The sequence below is a fragment of the Enterobacter sp. LU1 genome (assembly GCF_008271405.2).
Taxonomy (GTDB): Bacteria; Pseudomonadota; Gammaproteobacteria; order Enterobacterales; family Enterobacteriaceae; genus Enterobacter; species Enterobacter hormaechei_C.
On sequence record NZ_CP043438.2, the window covers coordinates 1,122,815 to 1,142,226 of the forward strand.

The 19,412-nt window shown below is 53.9% G+C and carries 27 protein-coding genes, 1 tRNA gene and 1 pseudogene; 5 read left to right on the forward strand and 24 right to left on the reverse strand.

The genetic code is table 11. The features are described from left to right. Window positions 1-18: 18 nt before the first annotated feature. From fimC to sfmF, 4 genes are read left to right on the forward strand one after another with little or no spacing between them, the layout of a single operon-like run. Window positions 19-711, forward strand: a complete 693-nt coding sequence (gene fimC / locus FZF21_RS05285) for a type 1 fimbria chaperone FimC (protein WP_017383236.1) — start codon at window positions 19-21, stop codon at window positions 709-711. Between the two features lie 14 nt (window positions 712-725). Further along, window positions 726-3,284, forward strand: a complete 2,559-nt coding sequence (locus FZF21_RS05290) for a fimbrial biogenesis usher protein (protein WP_126499168.1) — start codon at window positions 726-728, stop codon at window positions 3,282-3,284. Then, complete coding sequence (fimH, locus tag FZF21_RS05295) at window positions 3,277-4,284, forward strand: type 1 fimbria D-mannose specific adhesin FimH (protein ID WP_023296054.1); 1,008 nt, start codon at window positions 3,277-3,279, stop codon at window positions 4,282-4,284. Before FZF21_RS05290 ends, fimH begins: the two co-directional genes overlap by 8 nt. Window positions 4,285-4,293: 9 nt before the next feature. Further along, a complete protein-coding gene (gene sfmF, locus FZF21_RS05300) occupies window positions 4,294-4,815 on the forward strand; it encodes a fimbria assembly protein (RefSeq protein ID WP_063158078.1) in 522 nt (173 codons plus the stop codon). Window positions 4,816-4,865: 50 nt separating this feature from the next. Here sfmF and fimZ read toward each other — a convergent pair whose 3' ends face one another. The 3 genes from fimZ to FZF21_RS05315 all read right to left on the reverse strand — a co-directional run bounded on the left by fimZ (window position 4,866) and on the right by FZF21_RS05315 (window position 7,711). Next, the gene (fimZ, locus tag FZF21_RS05305; protein WP_003858901.1) at window positions 4,866-5,498 is read right to left on the reverse strand and encodes a fimbria biosynthesis transcriptional regulator FimZ; all 633 of its coding nucleotides are present in this window, start codon (window positions 5,496-5,498) and stop codon (window positions 4,866-4,868) included. 809 nt (window positions 5,499-6,307) lie between these two features. Further along, window positions 6,308-7,024, reverse strand: coding sequence for a response regulator transcription factor (locus FZF21_RS05310; protein ID WP_017383240.1), 717 nt, complete (start codon window positions 7,022-7,024; stop codon window positions 6,308-6,310). 24 nt (window positions 7,025-7,048) lie between these two features. Then, window positions 7,049-7,711, reverse strand: a complete 663-nt coding sequence (locus FZF21_RS05315; protein ID WP_017383241.1) for an EAL domain-containing protein — start codon at window positions 7,709-7,711, stop codon at window positions 7,049-7,051. Between the two features lie 303 nt (window positions 7,712-8,014). Here FZF21_RS05315 and FZF21_RS05320 point away from each other — a divergent pair. Continuing rightward, a tRNA-Arg gene (locus FZF21_RS05320) sits at window positions 8,015-8,091 on the forward strand. Between the two features lie 15 nt (window positions 8,092-8,106). Here the strand turns inward: FZF21_RS05320 and FZF21_RS05325 are convergent. The 21 genes and pseudogenes from FZF21_RS05325 to FZF21_RS05425 all read right to left on the reverse strand — a co-directional run bounded on the left by FZF21_RS05325 (window position 8,107) and on the right by FZF21_RS05425 (window position 19,411). Beyond that, window positions 8,107-9,264 carry a site-specific integrase gene (locus FZF21_RS05325; protein ID WP_244323629.1) on the reverse strand — a complete coding sequence of 386 codons (1,158 nt, stop codon included), beginning with the start codon at window positions 9,262-9,264 and terminating at the stop codon, window positions 8,107-8,109. Then, window positions 9,147-9,482 (reverse strand): helix-turn-helix domain-containing protein, encoded by a 336-nt coding sequence (locus FZF21_RS05330; RefSeq protein WP_071886183.1) that lies wholly within the window; start codon window positions 9,480-9,482, stop codon window positions 9,147-9,149. The genes FZF21_RS05325 and FZF21_RS05330 overlap by 118 nt, the downstream gene beginning before the upstream one ends. A 112-nt stretch (window positions 9,483-9,594) precedes the next feature. Next, window positions 9,595-9,858, reverse strand: a pseudogene (locus FZF21_RS05335) (dATP/dGTP pyrophosphohydrolase domain-containing protein); the annotation flags it as partial. 66 nt (window positions 9,859-9,924) lie between these two features. Further along, window positions 9,925-10,164, reverse strand: a complete 240-nt coding sequence (locus FZF21_RS05340) for a DUF4222 domain-containing protein (protein WP_149121052.1) — start codon at window positions 10,162-10,164, stop codon at window positions 9,925-9,927. Beyond that, complete coding sequence (locus FZF21_RS05345; protein WP_149121051.1) at window positions 10,127-10,489, reverse strand: DUF2591 family protein; 363 nt, start codon at window positions 10,487-10,489, stop codon at window positions 10,127-10,129. The genes FZF21_RS05340 and FZF21_RS05345 overlap by 38 nt, the downstream gene beginning before the upstream one ends. Next, on the reverse strand, window positions 10,489-10,707 hold the full coding sequence (locus FZF21_RS05350; protein ID WP_149121050.1) for a TraR/DksA family transcriptional regulator: 219 nt from the start codon (window positions 10,705-10,707) through the stop codon (window positions 10,489-10,491). The genes FZF21_RS05345 and FZF21_RS05350 overlap by 1 nt, the downstream gene beginning before the upstream one ends. 91 nt (window positions 10,708-10,798) lie before the next feature. Beyond that, window positions 10,799-10,990 carry a DUF1382 family protein gene (locus FZF21_RS05355; RefSeq protein ID WP_149121049.1) on the reverse strand — a complete coding sequence of 64 codons (192 nt, stop codon included), beginning with the start codon at window positions 10,988-10,990 and terminating at the stop codon, window positions 10,799-10,801. Then, window positions 10,987-11,304: a hypothetical protein gene (locus FZF21_RS05360; protein ID WP_149121048.1), complete on the reverse strand. Its 318-nt coding sequence runs from the start codon at window positions 11,302-11,304 to the stop codon at window positions 10,987-10,989. Before FZF21_RS05360 ends, FZF21_RS05355 begins: the two co-directional genes overlap by 4 nt. Next, window positions 11,301-11,519 (reverse strand): hypothetical protein, encoded by a 219-nt coding sequence (locus FZF21_RS05365; protein WP_109956910.1) that lies wholly within the window; start codon window positions 11,517-11,519, stop codon window positions 11,301-11,303. Before FZF21_RS05365 ends, FZF21_RS05360 begins: the two co-directional genes overlap by 4 nt. Further along, the gene (locus FZF21_RS05370; RefSeq protein WP_149121047.1) at window positions 11,516-12,175 is read right to left on the reverse strand and encodes an MT-A70 family methyltransferase; all 660 of its coding nucleotides are present in this window, start codon (window positions 12,173-12,175) and stop codon (window positions 11,516-11,518) included. Before FZF21_RS05370 ends, FZF21_RS05365 begins: the two co-directional genes overlap by 4 nt. Before the next feature lie 9 nt (window positions 12,176-12,184). Continuing rightward, window positions 12,185-13,519, reverse strand: a complete 1,335-nt coding sequence (locus tag FZF21_RS05375) for a phosphoadenosine phosphosulfate reductase family protein (RefSeq protein WP_149121046.1) — start codon at window positions 13,517-13,519, stop codon at window positions 12,185-12,187. Beyond that, window positions 13,516-13,668 (reverse strand): DUF1317 family protein, encoded by a 153-nt coding sequence (locus tag FZF21_RS05380; RefSeq protein ID WP_149121045.1) that lies wholly within the window; start codon window positions 13,666-13,668, stop codon window positions 13,516-13,518. Before FZF21_RS05380 ends, FZF21_RS05375 begins: the two co-directional genes overlap by 4 nt. After that, the gene (locus FZF21_RS05385) at window positions 13,665-14,093 is read right to left on the reverse strand and encodes a regulator (RefSeq protein ID WP_149121044.1); all 429 of its coding nucleotides are present in this window, start codon (window positions 14,091-14,093) and stop codon (window positions 13,665-13,667) included. Before FZF21_RS05385 ends, FZF21_RS05380 begins: the two co-directional genes overlap by 4 nt. Then, window positions 14,090-14,770 carry a lambda exonuclease family protein gene (locus FZF21_RS05390; protein WP_047352296.1) on the reverse strand — a complete coding sequence of 227 codons (681 nt, stop codon included), beginning with the start codon at window positions 14,768-14,770 and terminating at the stop codon, window positions 14,090-14,092. Before FZF21_RS05390 ends, FZF21_RS05385 begins: the two co-directional genes overlap by 4 nt. Next, complete coding sequence (locus FZF21_RS05395; protein ID WP_149121043.1) at window positions 14,767-15,684, reverse strand: RecT family recombinase; 918 nt, start codon at window positions 15,682-15,684, stop codon at window positions 14,767-14,769. Before FZF21_RS05395 ends, FZF21_RS05390 begins: the two co-directional genes overlap by 4 nt. Before the next feature lie 9 nt (window positions 15,685-15,693). Continuing rightward, on the reverse strand, window positions 15,694-15,978 hold the full coding sequence (gene gamL, locus FZF21_RS05400) for a host nuclease inhibitor GamL (RefSeq protein WP_063418855.1): 285 nt from the start codon (window positions 15,976-15,978) through the stop codon (window positions 15,694-15,696). A 7-nt stretch (window positions 15,979-15,985) separates the two neighbouring features. Next, window positions 15,986-16,954 (reverse strand): hypothetical protein, encoded by a 969-nt coding sequence (locus FZF21_RS05405; RefSeq protein WP_149121042.1) that lies wholly within the window; start codon window positions 16,952-16,954, stop codon window positions 15,986-15,988. 70 nt (window positions 16,955-17,024) lie between these two features. After that, window positions 17,025-17,222, reverse strand: coding sequence for a DUF1482 family protein (locus tag FZF21_RS05410; protein ID WP_149121041.1), 198 nt, complete (start codon window positions 17,220-17,222; stop codon window positions 17,025-17,027). A gap of 292 nt (window positions 17,223-17,514) precedes the next feature. Further along, complete coding sequence (locus FZF21_RS05415) at window positions 17,515-17,700, reverse strand: hypothetical protein (protein WP_149121040.1); 186 nt, start codon at window positions 17,698-17,700, stop codon at window positions 17,515-17,517. Between the two features lie 699 nt (window positions 17,701-18,399). Further along, the gene (locus FZF21_RS05420; protein WP_149121039.1) at window positions 18,400-18,696 is read right to left on the reverse strand and encodes a hypothetical protein; all 297 of its coding nucleotides are present in this window, start codon (window positions 18,694-18,696) and stop codon (window positions 18,400-18,402) included. 10 nt (window positions 18,697-18,706) lie between these two features. Beyond that, window positions 18,707-19,411 carry a helix-turn-helix transcriptional regulator gene (locus FZF21_RS05425; RefSeq protein ID WP_032656806.1) on the reverse strand — a complete coding sequence of 235 codons (705 nt, stop codon included), beginning with the start codon at window positions 19,409-19,411 and terminating at the stop codon, window positions 18,707-18,709. Between the last annotated feature and the right edge of the window lies 1 nt (window position 19,412).

Below are 19,412 nucleotides of genomic sequence, written 5' to 3' on the forward strand. Positions count from 1 at the left end.
ATTAAAGGTACGGTTGTGATGAACACCCTGATTAAACCTGGACTGTTTTTATCTTTTATTTTGATGATGGTTTCTGCCAGCGCGAATGCGTCCGGCGGAATTGCGCTGGGCGCGACGCGCGTTATTTATCCGGCCGATGCCAAACAAACGTCGCTGGCGATCACCAACAGCAATAAACAAGAGCGCTATTTAATTAACGCGTGGATAGAAAATGCCAACGGGCAAAAGGAAAAAACCTTTGCCGTCACGCCGCCGCTGTTTGTCAGCGAGCCGGCCAGCGAAAACACCCTGCGCATTATCTACGCAGGCCCGGCGCTGCCTGCCGATCGCGAATCGCTCTTTTACATGAACGTCAAAGCGATTCCCTCCGTCAGCAAAAAACATCAGGACGGCAACAACGTCCTGCAACTGGCTATTCTGTCACGTATCAAGCTGTTTGTTCGCCCGGCTAACCTGGCGATGCCGCCGGAAGAGGCGCTCTCACAGCTGCGCTTTGAGCGCGTCGGCAACCATCTTAAGGTGAGCAATGCCTCGCCGTATTACGTCACGCTGGTCAATCTGAAGCTCGGCGGTCAGACGCTGGATAACCTGATGGTTGCTCCTAAAAGCTCGGCGCAGCAGGTGCTGCCTGCCGCTGCGAGCGGCACGCTCTCCTGGCAGAGTGTGAATGACTATGGCGCCATTACGCCGGCGCGTAGCGTCAGCCTGTGAGCAGAGACAGGGCGATGAACACTCAATGGCGTTACTGCCCGGTTGCGCTGGCACTGATGGCAACGCTCTGGCCACTCGCTGGCTGGGGCGAAAGCTACTTTAACCCGGCGTTTCTCTCCGATGACACGGCGAGCGTGGCGGATTTGTCGCGTTTTGAAAAAGGCCACCAGCAGGCACCGGGCGTCTATCGCGTCGATATCTGGCGTAACGATGAGTTTATCGGCACGCAGGACGTGCGGTTTGAGCAAGCTGACAACGCGCCGCCGGTCGCGGGCGGTTTGTCGCCGTGCATTACGCGCGCGATGCTCGATCGCTTTGGCGTCAATATCGCCGCCTTCCCGGAACTGAGCAACGTGCAGGGCGATACCTGCGTTCCGCTCACCACGGCTATTCCGGGCAGCGAAACGGCGTTCAACTTCGCCTCGTTGCGCCTGAACGTCAGCCTGCCTCAGGTGGCGATGCAAAACAGCGCCCGCGGGTATATTCCACCTGAACAGTGGGATGAAGGCATCCCCGCCGCGCTGCTGAACTACAGCTTTACCGGCAACAGGGGCAGCGACGACGACAGCTACTATCTGAACCTGCAAAGCGGGTTGAACTATGGCGCCTGGCGATTACGCAATAACGGAGCGTGGCGTTATACCGAAAGCAACGGCCAGCGGCACAGCAGCTGGCAAAATATTGGTACCTGGGCGCAGCGTACGATCATCCCGCTGAAAAGCGAGCTGGTGCTTGGCGACAGCAACACCGGTAACGATGTCTTCGACAGCGTTGGTTTTCGCGGTGGTCGCCTCTATTCGTCCGACAGTATGTACCCGGACAGCCTGCAAGGTTACGCGCCTACCGTGCGCGGAATCGCCCGCACCCCTGCCAAAGTGGTGATCCGCCAGAACGGATACGTGATTTACCAGAGCTATGTGCAGCCGGGGGCTTTTGCGATAACTGACCTTAACCCGACCTCCTCAAGCGGTGACCTGGAGGTGACGGTGGAAGAGAGGGACGGCAGCCAGCAGCGCTACACCGTCCCGTATTCCACCGTTCCGCTGCTCCAGCGTGAAGGACGCTGGAAATACGATCTGGTGGCAGGGGACTATCGCAGCGGCAACAGCGAGCAGGACACGCCGTTCTTTACTCAGGGTACGATGATTGCGGGTCTTGCCGACGGCTACACGCTGTACGGCGGAACGCAGCTGGCCTCGCGCTATACCGCCATCGCCATTGGCGCGGGTAAAAACCTCGGTGACTGGGGGGCGGTTTCACTTGATCTCACCCATGCCCGCAGCCAGCTTGCCGATGACAGCCGCCATGAAGGGCAGTCCCTGCGGTTCCTGTACGCAAAATCCCTTAACGGATTCGGCACCAACTTCCAGCTGCTGGGCTATCGCTACTCGACCAAAGGCTTCTACACCCTCGACGATGTGGCCTGGCGCACAATGGAAGGCTACCAGTATGGCGACGATCAGGACGATGACGGCGTGCCGGACGTGCAGAGCTATCACAACCTGACGCTGAATAAAAAAGGGCGTTTCCAGCTCAATATCTCCCAGTCTCTCGGCGATTACGGCTCGGTGTACGTGTCGGGCAGCCAGCAGAGTTACTGGGGCACCAGCGAATCCAACGTCTGGTATCAGCTTGGCTACGCGGGCGGGGTGAAAGGGGTCAGCTACGCCTTATCCTGGTCGTGGAACAAGGCCGTCGGCATTGACGGAACCGACCGGATCGCTTCGTTCAACGTCTCCGTCCCGTTCAGCCTGTTCACCCGTCACGGCTACCGTCGCGATAACGCGATCGACCGGGCCTATGCCACGGCCTCAGCCAGCCGCAACAGCGACGGTGATACCAGCTGGCAGACCGGGATCAGCGGAACGCTGCTCCAGGATCGTAACCTGAACTACAGCGTCACGCAGGGTCACACCAGCAATAACGGTGCCAGCGGCAGCGCCAGCGCTAACTGGCAGGCAACGTACGGCACGCTGGGCGTGGGCTACAACTACGCCCGGGATCAGCACGACCTCAACTGGCAGCTCTCCGGCGGCGTGGTAGGGCATTCAGACGGCATCACATTCAGTCAGCCGCTGGGCGATACCAACGTCTTGATCAAAGCGCCGGGCGCGTCAGGCGTGAGCGTCGAAAACCAGACCGGCGTCAAAACAGACTGGCGTGGCTATGCGGTGATGCCTTACGCCACGGTGTACCGTTACAACCGCGTGGCGCTCGACACCAACACCATGAGCAACAACACCGACATTGAAAATAACGTTTCCAGCGTCGTGCCGACGAACGGTGCGCTGGTGCGCGCCAGTTTTGACACCCGCATCGGCGTGCGTGCGCTGCTCACCGTGAAGCGTGATAACCAGCCTGTACCGTTTGGGGCGGTGGTGCGTGAGACGCAGAGCGGCGTAACCAGCATGGTGGGAGATGACGGTCAGATTTACCTGAGCGGGCTGCCGCTGAGCGGAGAACTGCTGATTCAGTGGGGAGACGGGAAACAGTCCCAGTGTCGTGCGCCCTACAGCCTGCCAGAACAAAGCCTGCAACAGGCGATCACACTTAAGGGGATCCGCTGTGAATAAAATCCATTATCTGGGGCTATCCCTGCTGGCGTTTTTTCCGCTATCTGAGGCCTTCGCCACGGTCTGCGTCAATGAAAATGGCGTGCCGACGGAGGTGTATTACGACCTGACGGATAAATTCAACAGCTCCAATAACCAGGTGGGGCAGATTGTCACGCTCAGCGAGAAGTCCCAGTGGGTGGGCGTTAACGCCGTCTGTCCTAAGGGAACGTCCGGGAACACCACCAAGCGCAGCTATGTTACCGATTTCCCGGTCACGGGCACCAGCGATGGCTACCAGTATCTGAAGCTAAACGACTATCTGGACGGGGCGATGAAAATCACCGACAGCTACGCTGGCACGTTTTATCCGCCCAAAAGCTACATTCAGATGGGGAGCCACCCGAATGTGTCTAAAAACAAACCGTTTGGCGTACAGGATTCCAGCCTCGTCTTCCGGCTTAAAGTGACCCGACGCTTTATCAATATGGTGGTGATCCCCCGGGCGACCATGTTCCGGGTTTACGTCACCACGACCTCCTCGGATCCGCTCACCACGCCGGTCTATACCATCAGCTACAGCGGGACCATTCAGGTGCCTCAGAGCTGTGAAATTAATGCCGGGAATGTGGTGGAGTTCGATTTCGGAGACATCGGCGCCTCCCTGTTCAGTAAAGCGGGCATCGGGAATAAGCCGGAGGGGATCTCAGCGCAAAGCAAAACCATCGGCATAAAATGCACCAACGTCGAGGCGAACGCCATGCTCACGATGCGTGTTGAAGCGGAGAAGGTTTCAGGCAGTACGCTGGTTTCCGATAACGCGGATGTGGGTTTTGTGATTGCCAACAGTAATGGCGTGCCGCTGACGCCCAACAACCTGACCAGCAAAATCCCGTTCCGTCTGGACGACAGCGCTCAGGCGCAGGTGGGGATCCGCGCGTGGCCCGTCAGCGTGACCGGTAAAAAACCTGCCGAGGGGCGTTTTACCTCTCGCGGCTATTTACGCGTCGACTACGACTAAGGAGCAGGTATGCGAAACGGAATGCGGTATTTAGCCGTCGCGCTCTTTGCGCTTTGCTCCCCTGCACACGCAGAGACGGCGCTTGGGGAAATTAACATTCAGCTTTACGGCAATATCGTGGATTTTACCTGCGTGGCGGAGGGGGACGACAGCAATAAAACCGTCACGCTCGGCACCTGGCCCACGAAACAGCTTCGCACAACGGGGAGCCGGACGCAGCCTGTACCGTTCACCCTGAAGCTGACCGGATGCCCGCCGGGGGCGGCTTCGGTCACATTTACGGGGAAGATGGACGGGCATGATAACAGCCTGCTGGCGCTGAATGCTGCCAGTGCGGCCAGCAACGTGGCCGTGGAGATCCTTGACCGGGATAAAACGCGCCTCGCGTTGCAGCAGGCCAGCCAGACGGTGGCGGTAGATGCGCAGGGAAATGCCGAACTGTCGTTTTATGCCAATTATATCGCCACGGCGGATAACCCGCAGCCGGGCCGGGCTGACGCCGATGCAACGTTCATGATTAATTATAATTAATCGTATCCACTCTCCCTGTAACGGTTATATGTTGCAGGGAGAGGGAGGGATTACAGTAATTCGTGCGCTTTCGCGTAATCAATTAATTCAACGATACTTTGCACACCCAGCTTGGAAAAGATATTAGACTTATGGGCGCTAATTGTTTTGTTGCTAAGTAATAATTGATCCGCAATCTCCTTATTAGATAATCCGTTCGCCAGATATCGCAGAACCGTCACTTCACGATTCGATAATGGCATATCCACAGCGGCGCCCGTCCGCGAGCCCAGATGGTTTATAAAACTCAATGTTTCTGAGGGGAAGAAAGAATAGCCCGTCAGGATCATTTCCACCGCGTTATAAATTTCCCCCAGATCTTTTCGCTTACTGACAAAACCATTTGCCCCGGCGCGGATGGCGCGTCCTGCGTAGAAGGCTTCAGATTTCGAAGAGAGGAAAAGAACCTTAATGTCTTTATTTAAGTTCCTGATTCTTTTCAGCAATACAAACCCATCTGTGCCCGTCATTTCAATATCGAGAATGACCAGATCAATGGGGTGGTTGCGTATACAGTCAAGCACCTCGTGGCTGTCGCCTGACTTCAGTTTGACCTGGATGTTTTTATTTTTCTGTAGCAGGACTTCTATCGACATTCTGACGATAGGGTGTTCGTCCATAATGATAACGGATGCCGGTTTCATTTTTTATGCCTCAGATTGTTAAAAGCGTTATGCTGAGTTTTGTTAAAACTCTCGAAAAGCCGGAAGGATAATTGCGCAGATCCTTGTACGGTAAATGTCCCTGGGAAGAGCGAAAGCATCCTTGTTTACGTAGTGGTGATATCAATGCCTCAGCGCAGTTATCTCATAAGGCTGGTTATGGCAAAATGATTTTTCTTATTCGCGTGTCAAACACGTCTTATTATACCGTTTAAGTATTGTCCGAAAAGCCTGTAAATTAATATCCATATATTGCTGATTATTATGTTCTGGATCTGAATCACTAACTTTTTAAAATTAGCAAAAATGTCCTGATATTGCATTTACCACACACTTTCATCTTTATGTAATAACAAAAAATAAACGATTTTACTGTATGTTAAATGAATGTTAACAGCGAGCGGGCTGTGACAACCAGCATCCCGCCTGCCTGCCATCCCTGAAATCCGCCATTTCGTGCGTCATCTCTCCGTTTCAAACGCCTCCTGGCAAATTGCCGTTCCCAACAACAGAACAGTACTATCTGCTGTTTTCTTCACCTCTCATCGCATTCTTTTACAGGTGAATCGCTTGTTTTTACACCATTATCATCCTGTTAACTGAAGCGCCAGAACCTTAACGCATGGATAAAATCACTCTCGTTGAGCGTACCGGCAGCATTTCGCATGGTTTAAGACCTGGAATTAGGAATAGTTATAAAATCGAAAGTTTTGTTAAAAAACACAAAAATTTAACATATATCCTAAGTAATTTCCTAAAGGTCTTTAGGAATTAAGAAGTTACTGAATACGTTAATACGTGAAATCTGAGAGGTTGTTGAGAAGATGTAGCAACTCATGACGATGATTCAGCCCAAGTTTCGCCAGGATGCAGCTGAGACGGTAAATAATGCGGCTGTAGGGGCGGTTCTGTAACTGCGCGATCTGCCGCAAGGAGCTCCCCTGCGACAGCGCCTGTAAAATCGGCCATTCATCCCGTGAAAACCACTCTTTGCGGTTGCCGGCGGGTGACGGTGCTTCCAGCAAGGTTTGTTGCATAGCCAGCGCCGTTAGCTGGCGTTCAAGCACATGAAAAGGGCCAGCCGCTTTACAAAACAGGCGAGCATCATAATCATCGGCGCGGACGAGCAGGTAGGGTGTCAGGTAGGGGGCGAACAGGCTGTGGCGGCGTAATCGGTCCAGCAGGTCGATTAGCGGCGAGGCGCGGCTCTCAATGTCTATTACCAGACGCGATGAAGGCCAGTGATTTAAATCACTGAGGGCGGCTTCCAGCGTGGAATAGTCGCAGCAATTGCTCAGGGGCGACTGCCCGCTCAGTAAACCGGAACGGAAAAAATTATCCTGTGTGACCAGAATGATAAAGGGAGCATCGGTTTTGCGGGTCTGGTTGATTGACTGGCTCAAATATTCGAGACGATCAAAAAATGGGAGAGCAAAAGGCGAGTGCGTAGAACCCAGTGAATCACTTCCTGTCCGACGACGCCGGTAACGGCGCACTGTCATTCGCATAGCTTCCCTCTTGGCGATGACCGTTCAGTCCTCCTGCCATCTCCAGGATGGCCAATAATATCCCTGACCGAAGCGCGCGCCAGCATGAAGCGCGCAAGTACGGTCCCGTTCTGTTTCAATGCCTTCAATAAGCACATTCGCAGCGATTTTTGAACAAAGGGTGACCAGCTGTGTCAGCGCCTGCGTTTCACGTAAACGCCAGAAAGCGATCTTATCGATTTTTATTCCGCTTAATGGCAGGCGGCAGGATAAAAATGCTTGTCCTGACGCTTCATCAATATCATCCAGCCAGATCCGGTGTCCTCGCGCGGTCAACTGCTGAAGCGCACAACTCACCCTCAGACGCGCCGGGTCTGAGAGTGTAAAGAACGAGGCAGGCTCCACGAGTTCAATGTTCAGCGGTGGGCTGTTAAGTTGCAGTAAACGCTGGAACATTTCCGGTATGGTCAGAACGGTTATCGGCAAATTTATGAAAAGGTTGTCACAGGGGAAGGGGTTTTTTAACGCGGCGATCTGTGCTTCCAGCAGCATAAGCGCCCGGGCGGCGGACCAGTCCTGGAAAAAGCTTTCGTTTTGCTGATGCGGCGACAGCACACTGAGCACTTCGGCCCCCACCGTGCGCGAAGATGAGAGGGCGACAATGGGTTCAAGCTTAATGCCTGTAATATCGTGTGAGATGTGCTGCACGCACGAGGGAAAACCTGTCTGGTCTGGCGCTGTCACTCCGTCGTCCTGTTCACTTCCAGCCTCCAGGCGGCCGGGTTACCGCTGGACAGTGTGAAGGTGAAGTAAACAGGAAAACAGCAGGCGTTACTTAAAAGCGGCTAAGCCTTTTCGCAGCCCGTAAAAGAGGGATAAATGTTGAAAAAACAGCCGTATTTACAATCAGCTAGTCATTATCGCCAGAGAAGGCGGAAAAGGCATTGACTCACTACGCATTGACCGTATAATTCCAGGCGTTTCACCACCGCGAAGTACACTCTTCTCCGTGCGCCCTTAGCTCAGTTGGATAGAGCAACGGCCTTCTAAGCCGTAGGTCGTAGGTTCGAATCCTACAGGGCGTGCCATTAAATATCAGGCACTTACGCCAGTTTCAACCCAGCCTGATTTTCTCCTTGTGTCGTATTTGTGTCATGGTTGCCAAAAATGGCATCAATTTTCCGTGCATGTTCGCTTAAATGGTTCGGTGCCAGGTGAGCGTATCGACGTACCATTTCGATTGACTCCCAGCCTCCCATTTCTTGCAGAACGGACAACGGAACGCCGGACTGAATTAACCAGCTCGCCCATGTATGACGAAGGTCGTGAAAACGGAAGTCCTCTATACCAGCTCTTTCCAGTCCAATGCGCCAGGCGACATTGTCATCCACTCGCATTTTGCGGACAGCCGGAGTGACGGTTTTATCCGGGCGCGTTGATGGCTTCGTGTGAACGAATACCCACCTGGAACTTTTCCCGATCTGATCCCTTAACACCCTGCATGCGGTATCATTCAGAGCCACGCCGATAGCCTTGCCCGCCTTCGCGTTCTCCGGATTTACCCATGCAACCTTTCTCTGCATATCGACCTGCTGCCACTCCAGATCAATGATGTTGGAGCGGCGCAGGCCGGTTGCCAGTGCAAATATCACCACCGGCTTTATCGAATCCGGCATGCAGGCAATTAACCGTTCTGCCTCGTCCCTGGTCAGCCATCGGATGCGTTTGCTGATCGGCTTTTTCGTTTTTATAACCGGGGCCGTTTTAATCCAGCCCCAGTCATTAGCCGCAGCCTTGAATAGAGATCGCATGAACGAAAGGTGCTGGCTCTTTGTGGCCTGGCTTACCGGTTTCTCAACATACGGAGGCGGTTCCTTCCCCCGGCGTATAGCCGCGTCCCTGCGCGACTCCCAGACCTGAATATGCTTACGGTTGACCATCTTCGAAACAGCCTCATGAACCTGATCAGCTGTGATGGTTGAAATATCCCGGCCGGAGAAATGCCGCAGGAAATATTCGATTTTGGTCTTATCGTCATCGAGTGACCGCTTATGCTCCTTCTCGCGGATCCACCTGATACAACATTCCTCAAACGCCCTCGTCGGCAGCTCTCCAATTTTATCAACCCGCCACGCTTCTGCCTTCAGCTTGTCGTGCAACTCCTGCGCTTGTTTCTTGTCCCCCGTACCAAGAGATCGTCTAATTCTTTTCCCTGACGGCGTAACGAAATGACAGTGCCAGACGCCGCCTCTGAGGGTGATTGACATAAAATTTCTCCTTTATGTTCACCCGCGCTCGCAGGAACAGGATCGCGCGGGTCATGTAAATACGCAATACATGCAACGTCGGTCGTGCGGTATTTGTTACCGATCTTCTTACCGGCTAGTTGCCCGGAGTCGATAAGACGGTAGACAGTTCTCGGTGAGGTGATTAGTAGCTCGGCCGCCTGTCTGGCTGTCAGTGTTTTTGCCTCAACCATGCATTTCCTCCAGGCAAAAAAGAACCCGGCGCGGGGCCGGGCAAAAGGGATCACGAGGTGGTGCTTTCGCACCCAATAGCCAGCTCATAACTGGCTATCAGTTGCGTCATGGTTTGATGTGAAGACGCGGCTCACCGTCTTTCGGTTCCGGCCAGTGGCGGGTCATGTTCACCTTCATCTTTTCTTCCAGCGCCTCGGTGATTTGCTCATCGGTGATACCGGCGCGCCGCTGCGCGTCCCATAGCAGGAACTGCATATCAGCCCATTCGCTGAGGTCGCCGGGATCGGCGGCAGCTTCCAGCGCTTCTTTAGAAAGGTGTTTCAGCGGTCCGATAGGGCCGACATTACCGAAGGTCTTTTCTGACCATTCAGCGTGGCGCCGCCGGATAAGGTTTCTGGTGAACTGTGATTTCTTCGATTCGTAAGGTTTCACGCTCTCTCCTCATGCCGCGCGCTGGGCACGTAGCGATTTAATGTGCTCGCTCGTCTCCAGTTCGGCGCGTATCTGCGCCGCCTCACGGTGATCGAGGTGCTCAAAATCATTGTTAAAACGGTCGATTGAAGCGGTGTTGATCCGGCCCTGTCGCCAGTAGCGGACTATTTCTGATGTGCTGCTGTGAATGATAACTGGCCAACCGTGCTGGTCAGCGTATATCTGACCCTGTTGAATTAGCTGGAACATTGGCTGACTCCTGCATCATGAGGAATACGATGGCTATAGCTCGAAGTGGGTTGCGGTGAGTGGCTTTGATGCCCGACTCGTGGGTTGCCTGCCAGACAGTCTTTCCTGATGGAGCGAGGCCGATCCGATGCTTCTTCATAACCGAGAAAAGCTCTTCGGCACGACGTAGCGGGAAATAACCAGTGTTCTGCACTGTGTTGAACCAGTTCCATGACAACTGAGCGCCAGACTTGTCATTAGGATGGATAGTGGCGCTGTATTTTGGCTTGAGAAAATACGCCAGCCTGATGCTTATTTCACCATCACTGAGCTTGCTGTAATCCATCACATCCCCCTCTGCTTATTCCGTAACTCCATCTCACCCTGACAGCTAACGCACATCGTGCAGCCCGGGTAGGCTTGTCTCCGCTCATCGCTAAGCTGCTCATCGCACTCTTCGCAATGTGTTTCTGATACTGCGTTGTGGTTGAGGCGGTGAGCGGAAAGGGCAGCGTTACGCTGAAGCTCTTCAATCTCTGCTGCGGTATCGATGATATCGGCCATGGTCAATGCTCCCTGAACTGTCGGTTAATTCGGTTGAAGGTGAACGCCATCAATAAAAAAGGCCGCTTTAGCGACCTGGTGATTAGTGCCCTCATGCTGCACCGCCTTCATTCTTCTCGGCTTCGACTGCCATCTGCTCAAGCCGTCGCGATAACTCGGCGGCCATCGTCTGGAATTCTTCCTCGGTCTCCACCGGAATCGGCACGAAGCGAATCCCGATGTGCGCGAGGTTGTTGGCAATTTCGAGGCTTCTCCTCAAATCAACTGGTGAGGCTCTGTTCATGCCGCACCGCCAGCGTGACGCAGCCAGATGCAGACCGCGCCATCTTCCGTGTCGTGAATTGAACCGACAAACCAACCATCGCCGGCGGGTGTTTCTGGCTGCCAAGCTGAAATGTCATAACCGTCAACCTCTGGATCGAAGTCATCCTCATCGCGGTACTCTACTTTCCACTCAAGGCCGTTCTTATCCAGCCAGGCGTTAAATTCATCAGGTGAGATAGACTCACGCCCATCGCAAAATTCATCGTAAAGCGGATGAGTCCAGTAACCGTATTGGTCGCGTTCGACGGGAAGCGCTTTAAATTCTGTTGTCATTGTTCTGCTCCGAAGCGGCGATTAAGCCGCCCTGTGTATACGACGAACTCCAGGAGGCTAACCCCAAGAGCTTCAATTTTCTTGTGATGCTTGTTGATGATGGGGGGCACCGTTTCGTTCCAGTTAGGCTTTGGCTTCTTGCGCATGGCCTGCTGGATTTCTTCGGTGCAGCGGCGGCAGGCGGCGCGGATGGCGTTGTCTGTTTCTGGCGTCATGCGGCCTCCGTTTTCACGACGTCGATGGCGCAGCCGGGTAGCAATTCAACCGCGGAGGTGGCGCACTGATTTCCCCAGTGATGCCAGCCTGGCGCCGCGCTGCGGCTAAACAGCTCAATGCGCGGCACATCACCGTAAAGCAGCTCCAGCCGGTGGCGCACTTCCCACGGCTTTTCGCTATGCGCGCCGAGCGGGCTGTAGACCACCTGCTTAATCCCGGCGTGCTTTCTTTCCAGCCCGGCGCCGCGGGTAGCAATCAGCAGATCTTCGGTATTGGCCCGGGTGTGGTTGCCGCCGTTCATGCGCGTCTCGGCGTTAAGCAGATCGAGGAAGTCGTAAAAGTCGGTGATTTCACCCTCGGCCAGCGCCTTGTTGATGCGCAGTTCCGCGTTCTGATTCAATTTCACCCAGGTAAAGCCTTTCATCGTGCGAACGGTAAAGCCCCAGGCCTCGGCAAGTTCGATAGCCTCCTGGTTATGTGTGCCGGTGTACCACATCGCCAGCACCGCGTTATCGGCGGCAAGTTCCCACACTGGCAGGCGCTTGATGTCGATGAGCTTCATGGTGGAGTAGTGGTCGGCTGCGGCACCGTTACTGATGGTGTTGCCGTAAGACCAGGGAGGATCTGCATAGATAAGGGAGTATTTTCCAGTCATTACGAAACCTCACTCACAGAGTCCATAACGGGACGAGCAAACTGATGCGTCCATGCTCGCTTTCACCAGGTCGTAAACCTTCCCCCCCCGACCGGTCTTGGCCCACTCGACGACTTCCGGAACGGACGGCGCGCCCATATTTCCGCGCGGGCCATAGAACCCTGACCAGTCAATATTTTGAACATCCGGGTCAAGCCCATAAAGCAGGACATCTTTACCGAGATGTACCGGGTATTTCCTGCTGCGCTCGATGATTCCTGGTGCTGATTCTTCTTCGGAGAATCCGGAAAATTCCCTCCAGTTGATCTCTCTGAACCCAAGCTGTGAACGCATCCATGCCTGGCTCTCTGTGCCAACGCTCATCCAGTGAACCCAGCGAGAAACAAGGCGAACCTTATGCTCCCACTGGCGGTGCTTCTCAATGTGCTCTGGCCAGCGGGCGGCGGTTTCTGAAATTTCTTCTTTGTTGCACAGCACACAGTTCATGCAGCCGACGCGCGCAGCACCCTGGGTATACAAAGGGTTCGGGGCAACACCGAAATATTTATGAAGGGCAAATACATCTGCTGCTGTCCACTGGTGGATAGGAAGGAAATTGTAGAGAAACTCAGGGTCTCTCTGATCGGCGGAAAAGCGCTCGTATCCCGCACGCTTAGCTGATTCGTCACCACGAACGCCGGACCACTGAACAACGACTTCACCATCATCTAGCAAAGGTTTGATCGCGAAATCGAATGCAACCTGGATTTTCAACTCGTCTGTACAGAATCGGTTGCGGAGCATAGGGAACATCCCATGCAGTAACGCAGCGTCCAGGAAGCTGTTTCCGCTTGGATGGAGAACTGAAAGAGCCGCCTCAAGAGGGGTGTCAAATTCAATACCCCAACGCTCTGCTGTTTTCAGCCATGCGCGACCAAATGGAGTATCTGACCGTGACAATGAAGGCATGATGACACCACGATAAGCCCCACTGCGTATCGCCTGGCGCTTGCTCCAGTTTTTTGTTAAGGATACACGGCGGGCATCAAATTCTTCCTGCGTATAAATACGCTTCACCATCTGAACTGGTGAGCACCCGATTTGCTCATGAATAGTTTTGCCAAACTCAATTGTCAGCTCGTGTTCGTTGTCGGTATCGGCCATGACACCCTGCACCTTGTCGCCGAACAGCGCGTGGGCGATCGCCATGGTGGCAGTGGAATCTTTACCGGCAGAAAAGTTAACGATGATTTTGTGGTCTTCAGGGATCCTGAACTCATCGCCGTAACGCTGGTAAGCAGATTCGATTTCTTTAATCTTCTGGCTGATATCCGTCGGCACGATAATCATTGGTGCTTCGCTCATGCCGCCTCCTGCCTATCCCGATATTCCTCAGCGAGCCGCTGCGCCTTTAATGGATTGCGGACCACTTCACCCCATGGCATTAGCCAGCCGTTACCAATGAAGGGAAGGCACAGTGTGCCAACCCTGATGTTGTCGTGAGCATGAGTCATAGAATGGACTCCATTTCGTCGATGTAGAGGCCCTGAGCAATCAGGCGGCTACGGCGGGCGGCGCGTTCAATGCACTCCTGCCGTCTACCTTCCTGCGATTGTTCAATGGCGCGCCGGGTGAACAGCCGTGATTTGCCTTGCGGCGTTACGACCTTTGGCTTGCTGGCCAAGTTAAATTTCCGGTCGCAGATGCCGTCCTCGTTGATCCATTTTTCCGACTCAACGATCTGCGCTATCTGTCCGGAGCCGCGGGTAATGCCGTTGGCGACCCGGTTAAACTCGATGAGTGTTACGCCAAACTTCTCGGCTATTTCGCTACCGGTGACCGGGCGGCCGCGCGTCTGAATCATCCAGATAACGCGCTCACGGAGGCCGGAGAATTGCCCGGTTCGACCGGGTCTGCGGTAGAAGGGTGTGCGTTTCATTTCCACTGCTCCCCGAACGTGAAGCCAATTTCCGCCAGCGCCTCGTCCATCTTCTCAATGAACTCCGGCACCATTTCGTTGAAGTCGGTCATATACAGCGGTTCCCGCTCAACGACGACGTGGTGAATGCCTTCCCGTTTCATGCGCGGGTCGTAATTGGCAAAGAACCAGGCCTCTTTTCCGGTCACCCACATGCTGTACTGCACCTGGGCCATGTAGGCGGACTTGATTGCTTCGAAACCGCCAAGGCGGAATTTCATGAAGTCGCGAGAGGTGAAAGGGCATTTAAGCTCAAGGCCAAACCCGTTACTGCACAGGCCGTCAGGGGAGCACGCAGTGCGCATGCTCTCGTCACGGAACAGGATCGGAGACTCCGTGACTTTCACATCCGTGGTGAACTCGAAGAGGGTGCGGGCGTCTTCCTCGTACTGCTTGCCCCAGGCCAGCGCCTTGGCGTTAACCTCTGGCGCCACGCCTGTGCATACCTCGGCGAGCAGCGTGTGGAAGTAGGACAATTTCATGTCTGTCCACTTCTTCCCCGATCTTGGCTTAGAGATGACGTTGTGTACTTCTGAGGCGGTGATGACGCCGAGGCGCAACCGGTGCCACGCCTCATCGCCCTGTTGGATAGTGGTTACGTCAATGCCGGTCCGGGCCAGGATAATTTCTGGTGTCATGCTGCCGCCTTCTTCTTGAGGAAGCCTAGGGCCTTAACTGCCTCGGCTTGGGTAAGCTCGGATGAATCGCGAATATCACGACGGAAAATTTGCGAACAGACTGGGAGCAGGTTTTCTTCCCATGTCTTATCCATTGCGATAAGGACGTCGTTAATCTCCTTGATAATTTCGTCCCCTGCTGGGGTTACATCTCGTTCAGGCTGGCGTTCGGCTGCAAAGTTGATACCTTCCTCACCCTCGGTATTAACATGGTCGATTGCGGCATCCAGGCGCTCACGGCGCGGCCAGTATTTTGCGGCCTGCTTCACGACCGTCTTGAGGATCATCTGCTCTTCATCGGTGACCCATGGACACTTTTTGCTGTTGTCAGATTTGTACTTCTTCCATGCTTCAGACCGGTCACGGATGGAATAGATGGCATCGATGCGCATCGTATGGGTGAGATAATCACCATCGTCAGTTTTTACCGTTACATATGCGCCTACGATGTCCCCGCGCTGCTCTTCGGTATCGAAGTCGTTGTAGATATGGATCGGCGGCTTATCGAGCCCTTCGCGGCGGAACTGGTCGTTTCTGCGAACAATTGCCGACTGACACCACTTAATGGCGCCAGACTGCTGCGCAATGTGCATCAGGCCCATGTAACTGATGTCGAGGCAAATAGCCCCTTTACGAGGAACCAGGTAGGCTAACTTCTGAGCTGGGTTTAGCGAAATGCCGATTGCCGCAACGTTGACGATCGCGTTCTGCGTGCTGGTCTGGTTCTGGAATGCAACTTTGGCTAGGTAGTCGTTGTTCTGAAATAGTTGAATGGCGAACTGGCTTTCCTTCGCCCATACCATCCGCTCGTCAGTTGCCGCCTTAATGAAAAGCGGCTCCTGTTGTTTGACGAAATCAACAAGGGTTAAGCTCATAATCCCTCCTTAGAACGGGCAGCCGGTCCGGTGTTCCCAGTCGTATTCCGCCTGGGCGTAAGCAACTGCCGAAATGAAATCGTTGTAGGCCTCGCCAGCTTTATCGCTGCGAAGCCCTTCGTATGGGCTGGAGTCGATCGGTACTGAGAAGTGGAAGAGGCCGGACGGCTCTTTTGGCATCATGTCGATGATTTGCTGAGCCCGGTCGTCAATCCACTTCTCTTTCTCGTCGGTGAGCTGTTGCTCAACCCAGCGCCGATCTTCGATGCGGTCGTAAGTGAGGAATGCGTTCATGGTTGCCTCAATATTTGATGTGCGCGTCCTGCACTTTGCCGCCAGCGATCGCCAGCAGTGCTTTCTGCGCGAATTCTTCGGGGATGCCCTGAGCAATCAGGTCGGCGATGACTCGACGGTTGACGGTACGGCGGTGCTCTTTGTCTGCGGCGCGACGCGCTTCTTCTTCACCTTTGCGCTGCTCTTCGGCCAGACGGGCGGCTTCTGCCTCTTCCAGGCGGCGGCGCTCGGCGGCAACGGCTTCTTCTTTTTCACGTCGCGCACGCTCTTCCGCTTCCTGCTTCTCACGTGCCGCACGCTGCTCAGCTTCGACGCGCTGGCGTTCAGCCAGCTCAGCGCGGGCTTTCTCTTCGGCTTCACGGCGCGCCGCTGCATCCAGCTCAGCCTTGTGCTTCGCTTCGGCATCGCGGCGGGCTTGTTCTGCCGCTTCCTGCTTCAGTCGTTCGTCACGTTCACGCTGAGCCTGTTCTGCCTGGCGGCGCTGCTCTTCGCGGTCACGGTCGAAATCCTTGTTCATCAGCAGAGCCATTTCATGGTCTGCTTCAAACTTGGCCGCCAGCTCCTGATCGAACTTGATGTTCATTTCCAGCGCTTCGGCGTGCATCGCGTTCATGGCTTCTTCAGCCTTAATGCGTTCCTGCTCGGCTTCCCATTCGGTGAGTGGTCGGCGGGTCGCATCACGTAGCTCGTCGCAGGCATCAACGAATCGCTTAATTTCGGCCTCAGCCGGTCGAACAGCCTCTTTCAGGCGCTTCAGGTACTCACGGCCTGGCTTTTCGATTGCCGTCTTACTGCGGGACACCTGAGCAGCCAGAGAGGCGACACGGTCACGACCTTTCTTCGTGGACAGGTCCGGCACTTCGTTTACTGCCTGGCGGATTTGCTCGAGGTAAGCATCAAGGCCGCCAGCTACGTAAAGCACTGGTGCCTGCTCAGGCTTGATTTCGATGACAGTTAAGTCCGTTACTTCGCTCATGGTTTCTCCTGAAATTTGGATGTGCAGATGCCGCCCGCATTGAGCCAGGCAGATCGGTTGAATAGGGTGGTTACTGCTGCGCGATGGATTTCGCCGGGAACTCGCCGTTGCGGAGGATGCTTTCTACCGGCCAGCATTCAGCTGACACTTTCTGCTCTGAAGCCGCCTGACTGCATTCCTGCTGGCTGTCGTAAACGCCGAGAATGACATCCTGATAATCACCGTTGGTCATTGCCACGGTCAGGACGAGCGCGAATAAAGTTTCCATCAGTGAAGAGTCCTCCCGATGGCGACGGCGTAAAGGCGCTTTGCTTCTTCCCACGCCGGAGCATTGCGATGGAGCACCGCAAACGACGCGAGCCGTTGGGCCTCTCTGATCTGCTGCTGGTTTACCATGATTTCCTCTTGGCCTTATCGCGGCGAACGGAACGGTTAATACAAGACTTCTGCGCTTGTGCGAAAATACAAAAATAGTGGCGGTGGATGGCCGCCGGTTGTCATAAATGGGCAGACTCGAAAATCTGCCTATGTATGGCCGATAAAAAACCCGCCGGAGCGGGTTATGTGTTTTGAGCTTCCTTCATGGCTTGCCAGATGAAAGTGACCGTGTCGCTTAGTAATTCGGAACGCTCTGCCTCATCATCAATATCCTGATACAAGCTATCCATCGAGCCAGGCAGCATCTCCCAAAGAGTGGAAATGCCCGCTTCAATCATCGCCTCAGTCGGCTGTAAATCTTCATCCATACCCTTACCCTCTGTCGTTACCCGCTGATGCGGGGGAAATGTTGATCAATCGACCCATTCGACATACTGAAGAAGCGATTCTGTCTCCGCGTCATCCGGCTCTTTATTCTCTGGATTGCAGTTCTTGCAATTGGTTACCTGCACCGGCATTCCGCCGCACCCACACATTTCAGCAAGACCAGAACAGCATCTAGTGAACACGAATCCGTGGTCGCACTTTTCACACCCAAGCATGATTTCCACTCCTCTTATTGATTTACCGTCAGCCCCTCGCAAAGAGCTGTTGGTAAATCTTTGCGCTTCGCACCTCTCATCCCGCCTGTGTTGCCCGTTCCCACGCCTTTATCGCTCTCGCGAGGGGGTAGCCTCACACCGACCGGATCGCGCCCGGTGCTACGCCGAATTTGTACGTTGGGGTCTAAACAGGATTACTGAGTGCTGTTCCGACTTTGTATGTTGTTAAAAAGCAGGCGACTTGCTGTCCGCCGCTGGCTAACTTCGCTCAGCTGTCGATGTTTCGTTTCGATGAACTCATTAAAAACCATAGTTGTTTTATCGTCAACAACAATAGTTGTATTAATGGTTGTTTTGGTTTTATTTGGTTGTATTTGAAAGGAATTTATTTTTAAGAAATGTTTGGTGGCGGGATTTTGGCAATAAAAAACCCCGCCGGAGCGAGGTTTCATAGGGGAGGAGTATTTATCGGTTTTGGCTTTTCAGGTAATCGGAGATCTCTTTGGCTGCCGCGCACTGCGCTTTCAGCTCATTGTTCATTTTTGCTTTAACTTCGTCAGAACTACTCTCGCATCCAGCATCAAGCGAAGTGATGTTGTAAACCGCCAGCATCGTAGCCTGGACTGCTACCTTGCACTGACCTGGCTGTGCGTGGTCTTTACAGATTGCAGATGGTGATTGCTTTAGCTGATCGAGAGCCGACTCTTCCGCATTGGCCGCCAGAGGTGTCAGAAATAATATTGCCCATAAGAATTTTTTCATAGTTGCTTCCCTACCATATTGTTGAAGTCCAAAACATTCTTCCGATTATCTGGACGCTATCAAGGTCCGCTTCTTCGTCTGGGTGCTCGACATGATTAAAGCTGCGAATGCTCAGCCTGTTCGGGCCCACACGGTAAAGTATTTTTAAGCGATTCCATCCATCCTGGCTGATGGCGTAGACCTTTCCGTCCACGATCTTTTTGTCGTTAATATTGATAGCGACAGTCGTTCCTTCCGGAATAACTGGCTCCATGCTATTCCCATGTGCGGGGAAGCAGATAACACTTTCTCTGTGGGCATTAACTCGGCGTAGAGTCGCTTTTGAGAAGCGGAGTTTATAGCCATTGTAATCTTCGCGAGGAAACGTCCCATCGCCGCAGGCCAGCTCAATATCCTTTAGAAATGGCACTTCTACCTCGTCATCAGGTAATGGGGTTGAATTATCCCAAGGCTCAACGGTACCCCACTGATCAGACGGTGGGATGGCTTCATCCTGCCCAGTGAGAAGCATAGCGCCTTCACCAGAACTCAACCATTCAGGCTTTACCTTTAACGCATTAGCAAGCTCAACCAGCTTTGTTGTCTGGTTGGCTTTTCCTGTTTCAATCTTCTGGATAGCCGCCTGGCTCACCCCAACCAGATCCCCGAGAGCCTTTTGCGTAAGGCCTCGTAATGTCCTGGCTTCTTTCAATCTTTCAGCGAGTGTCGTTTTCATA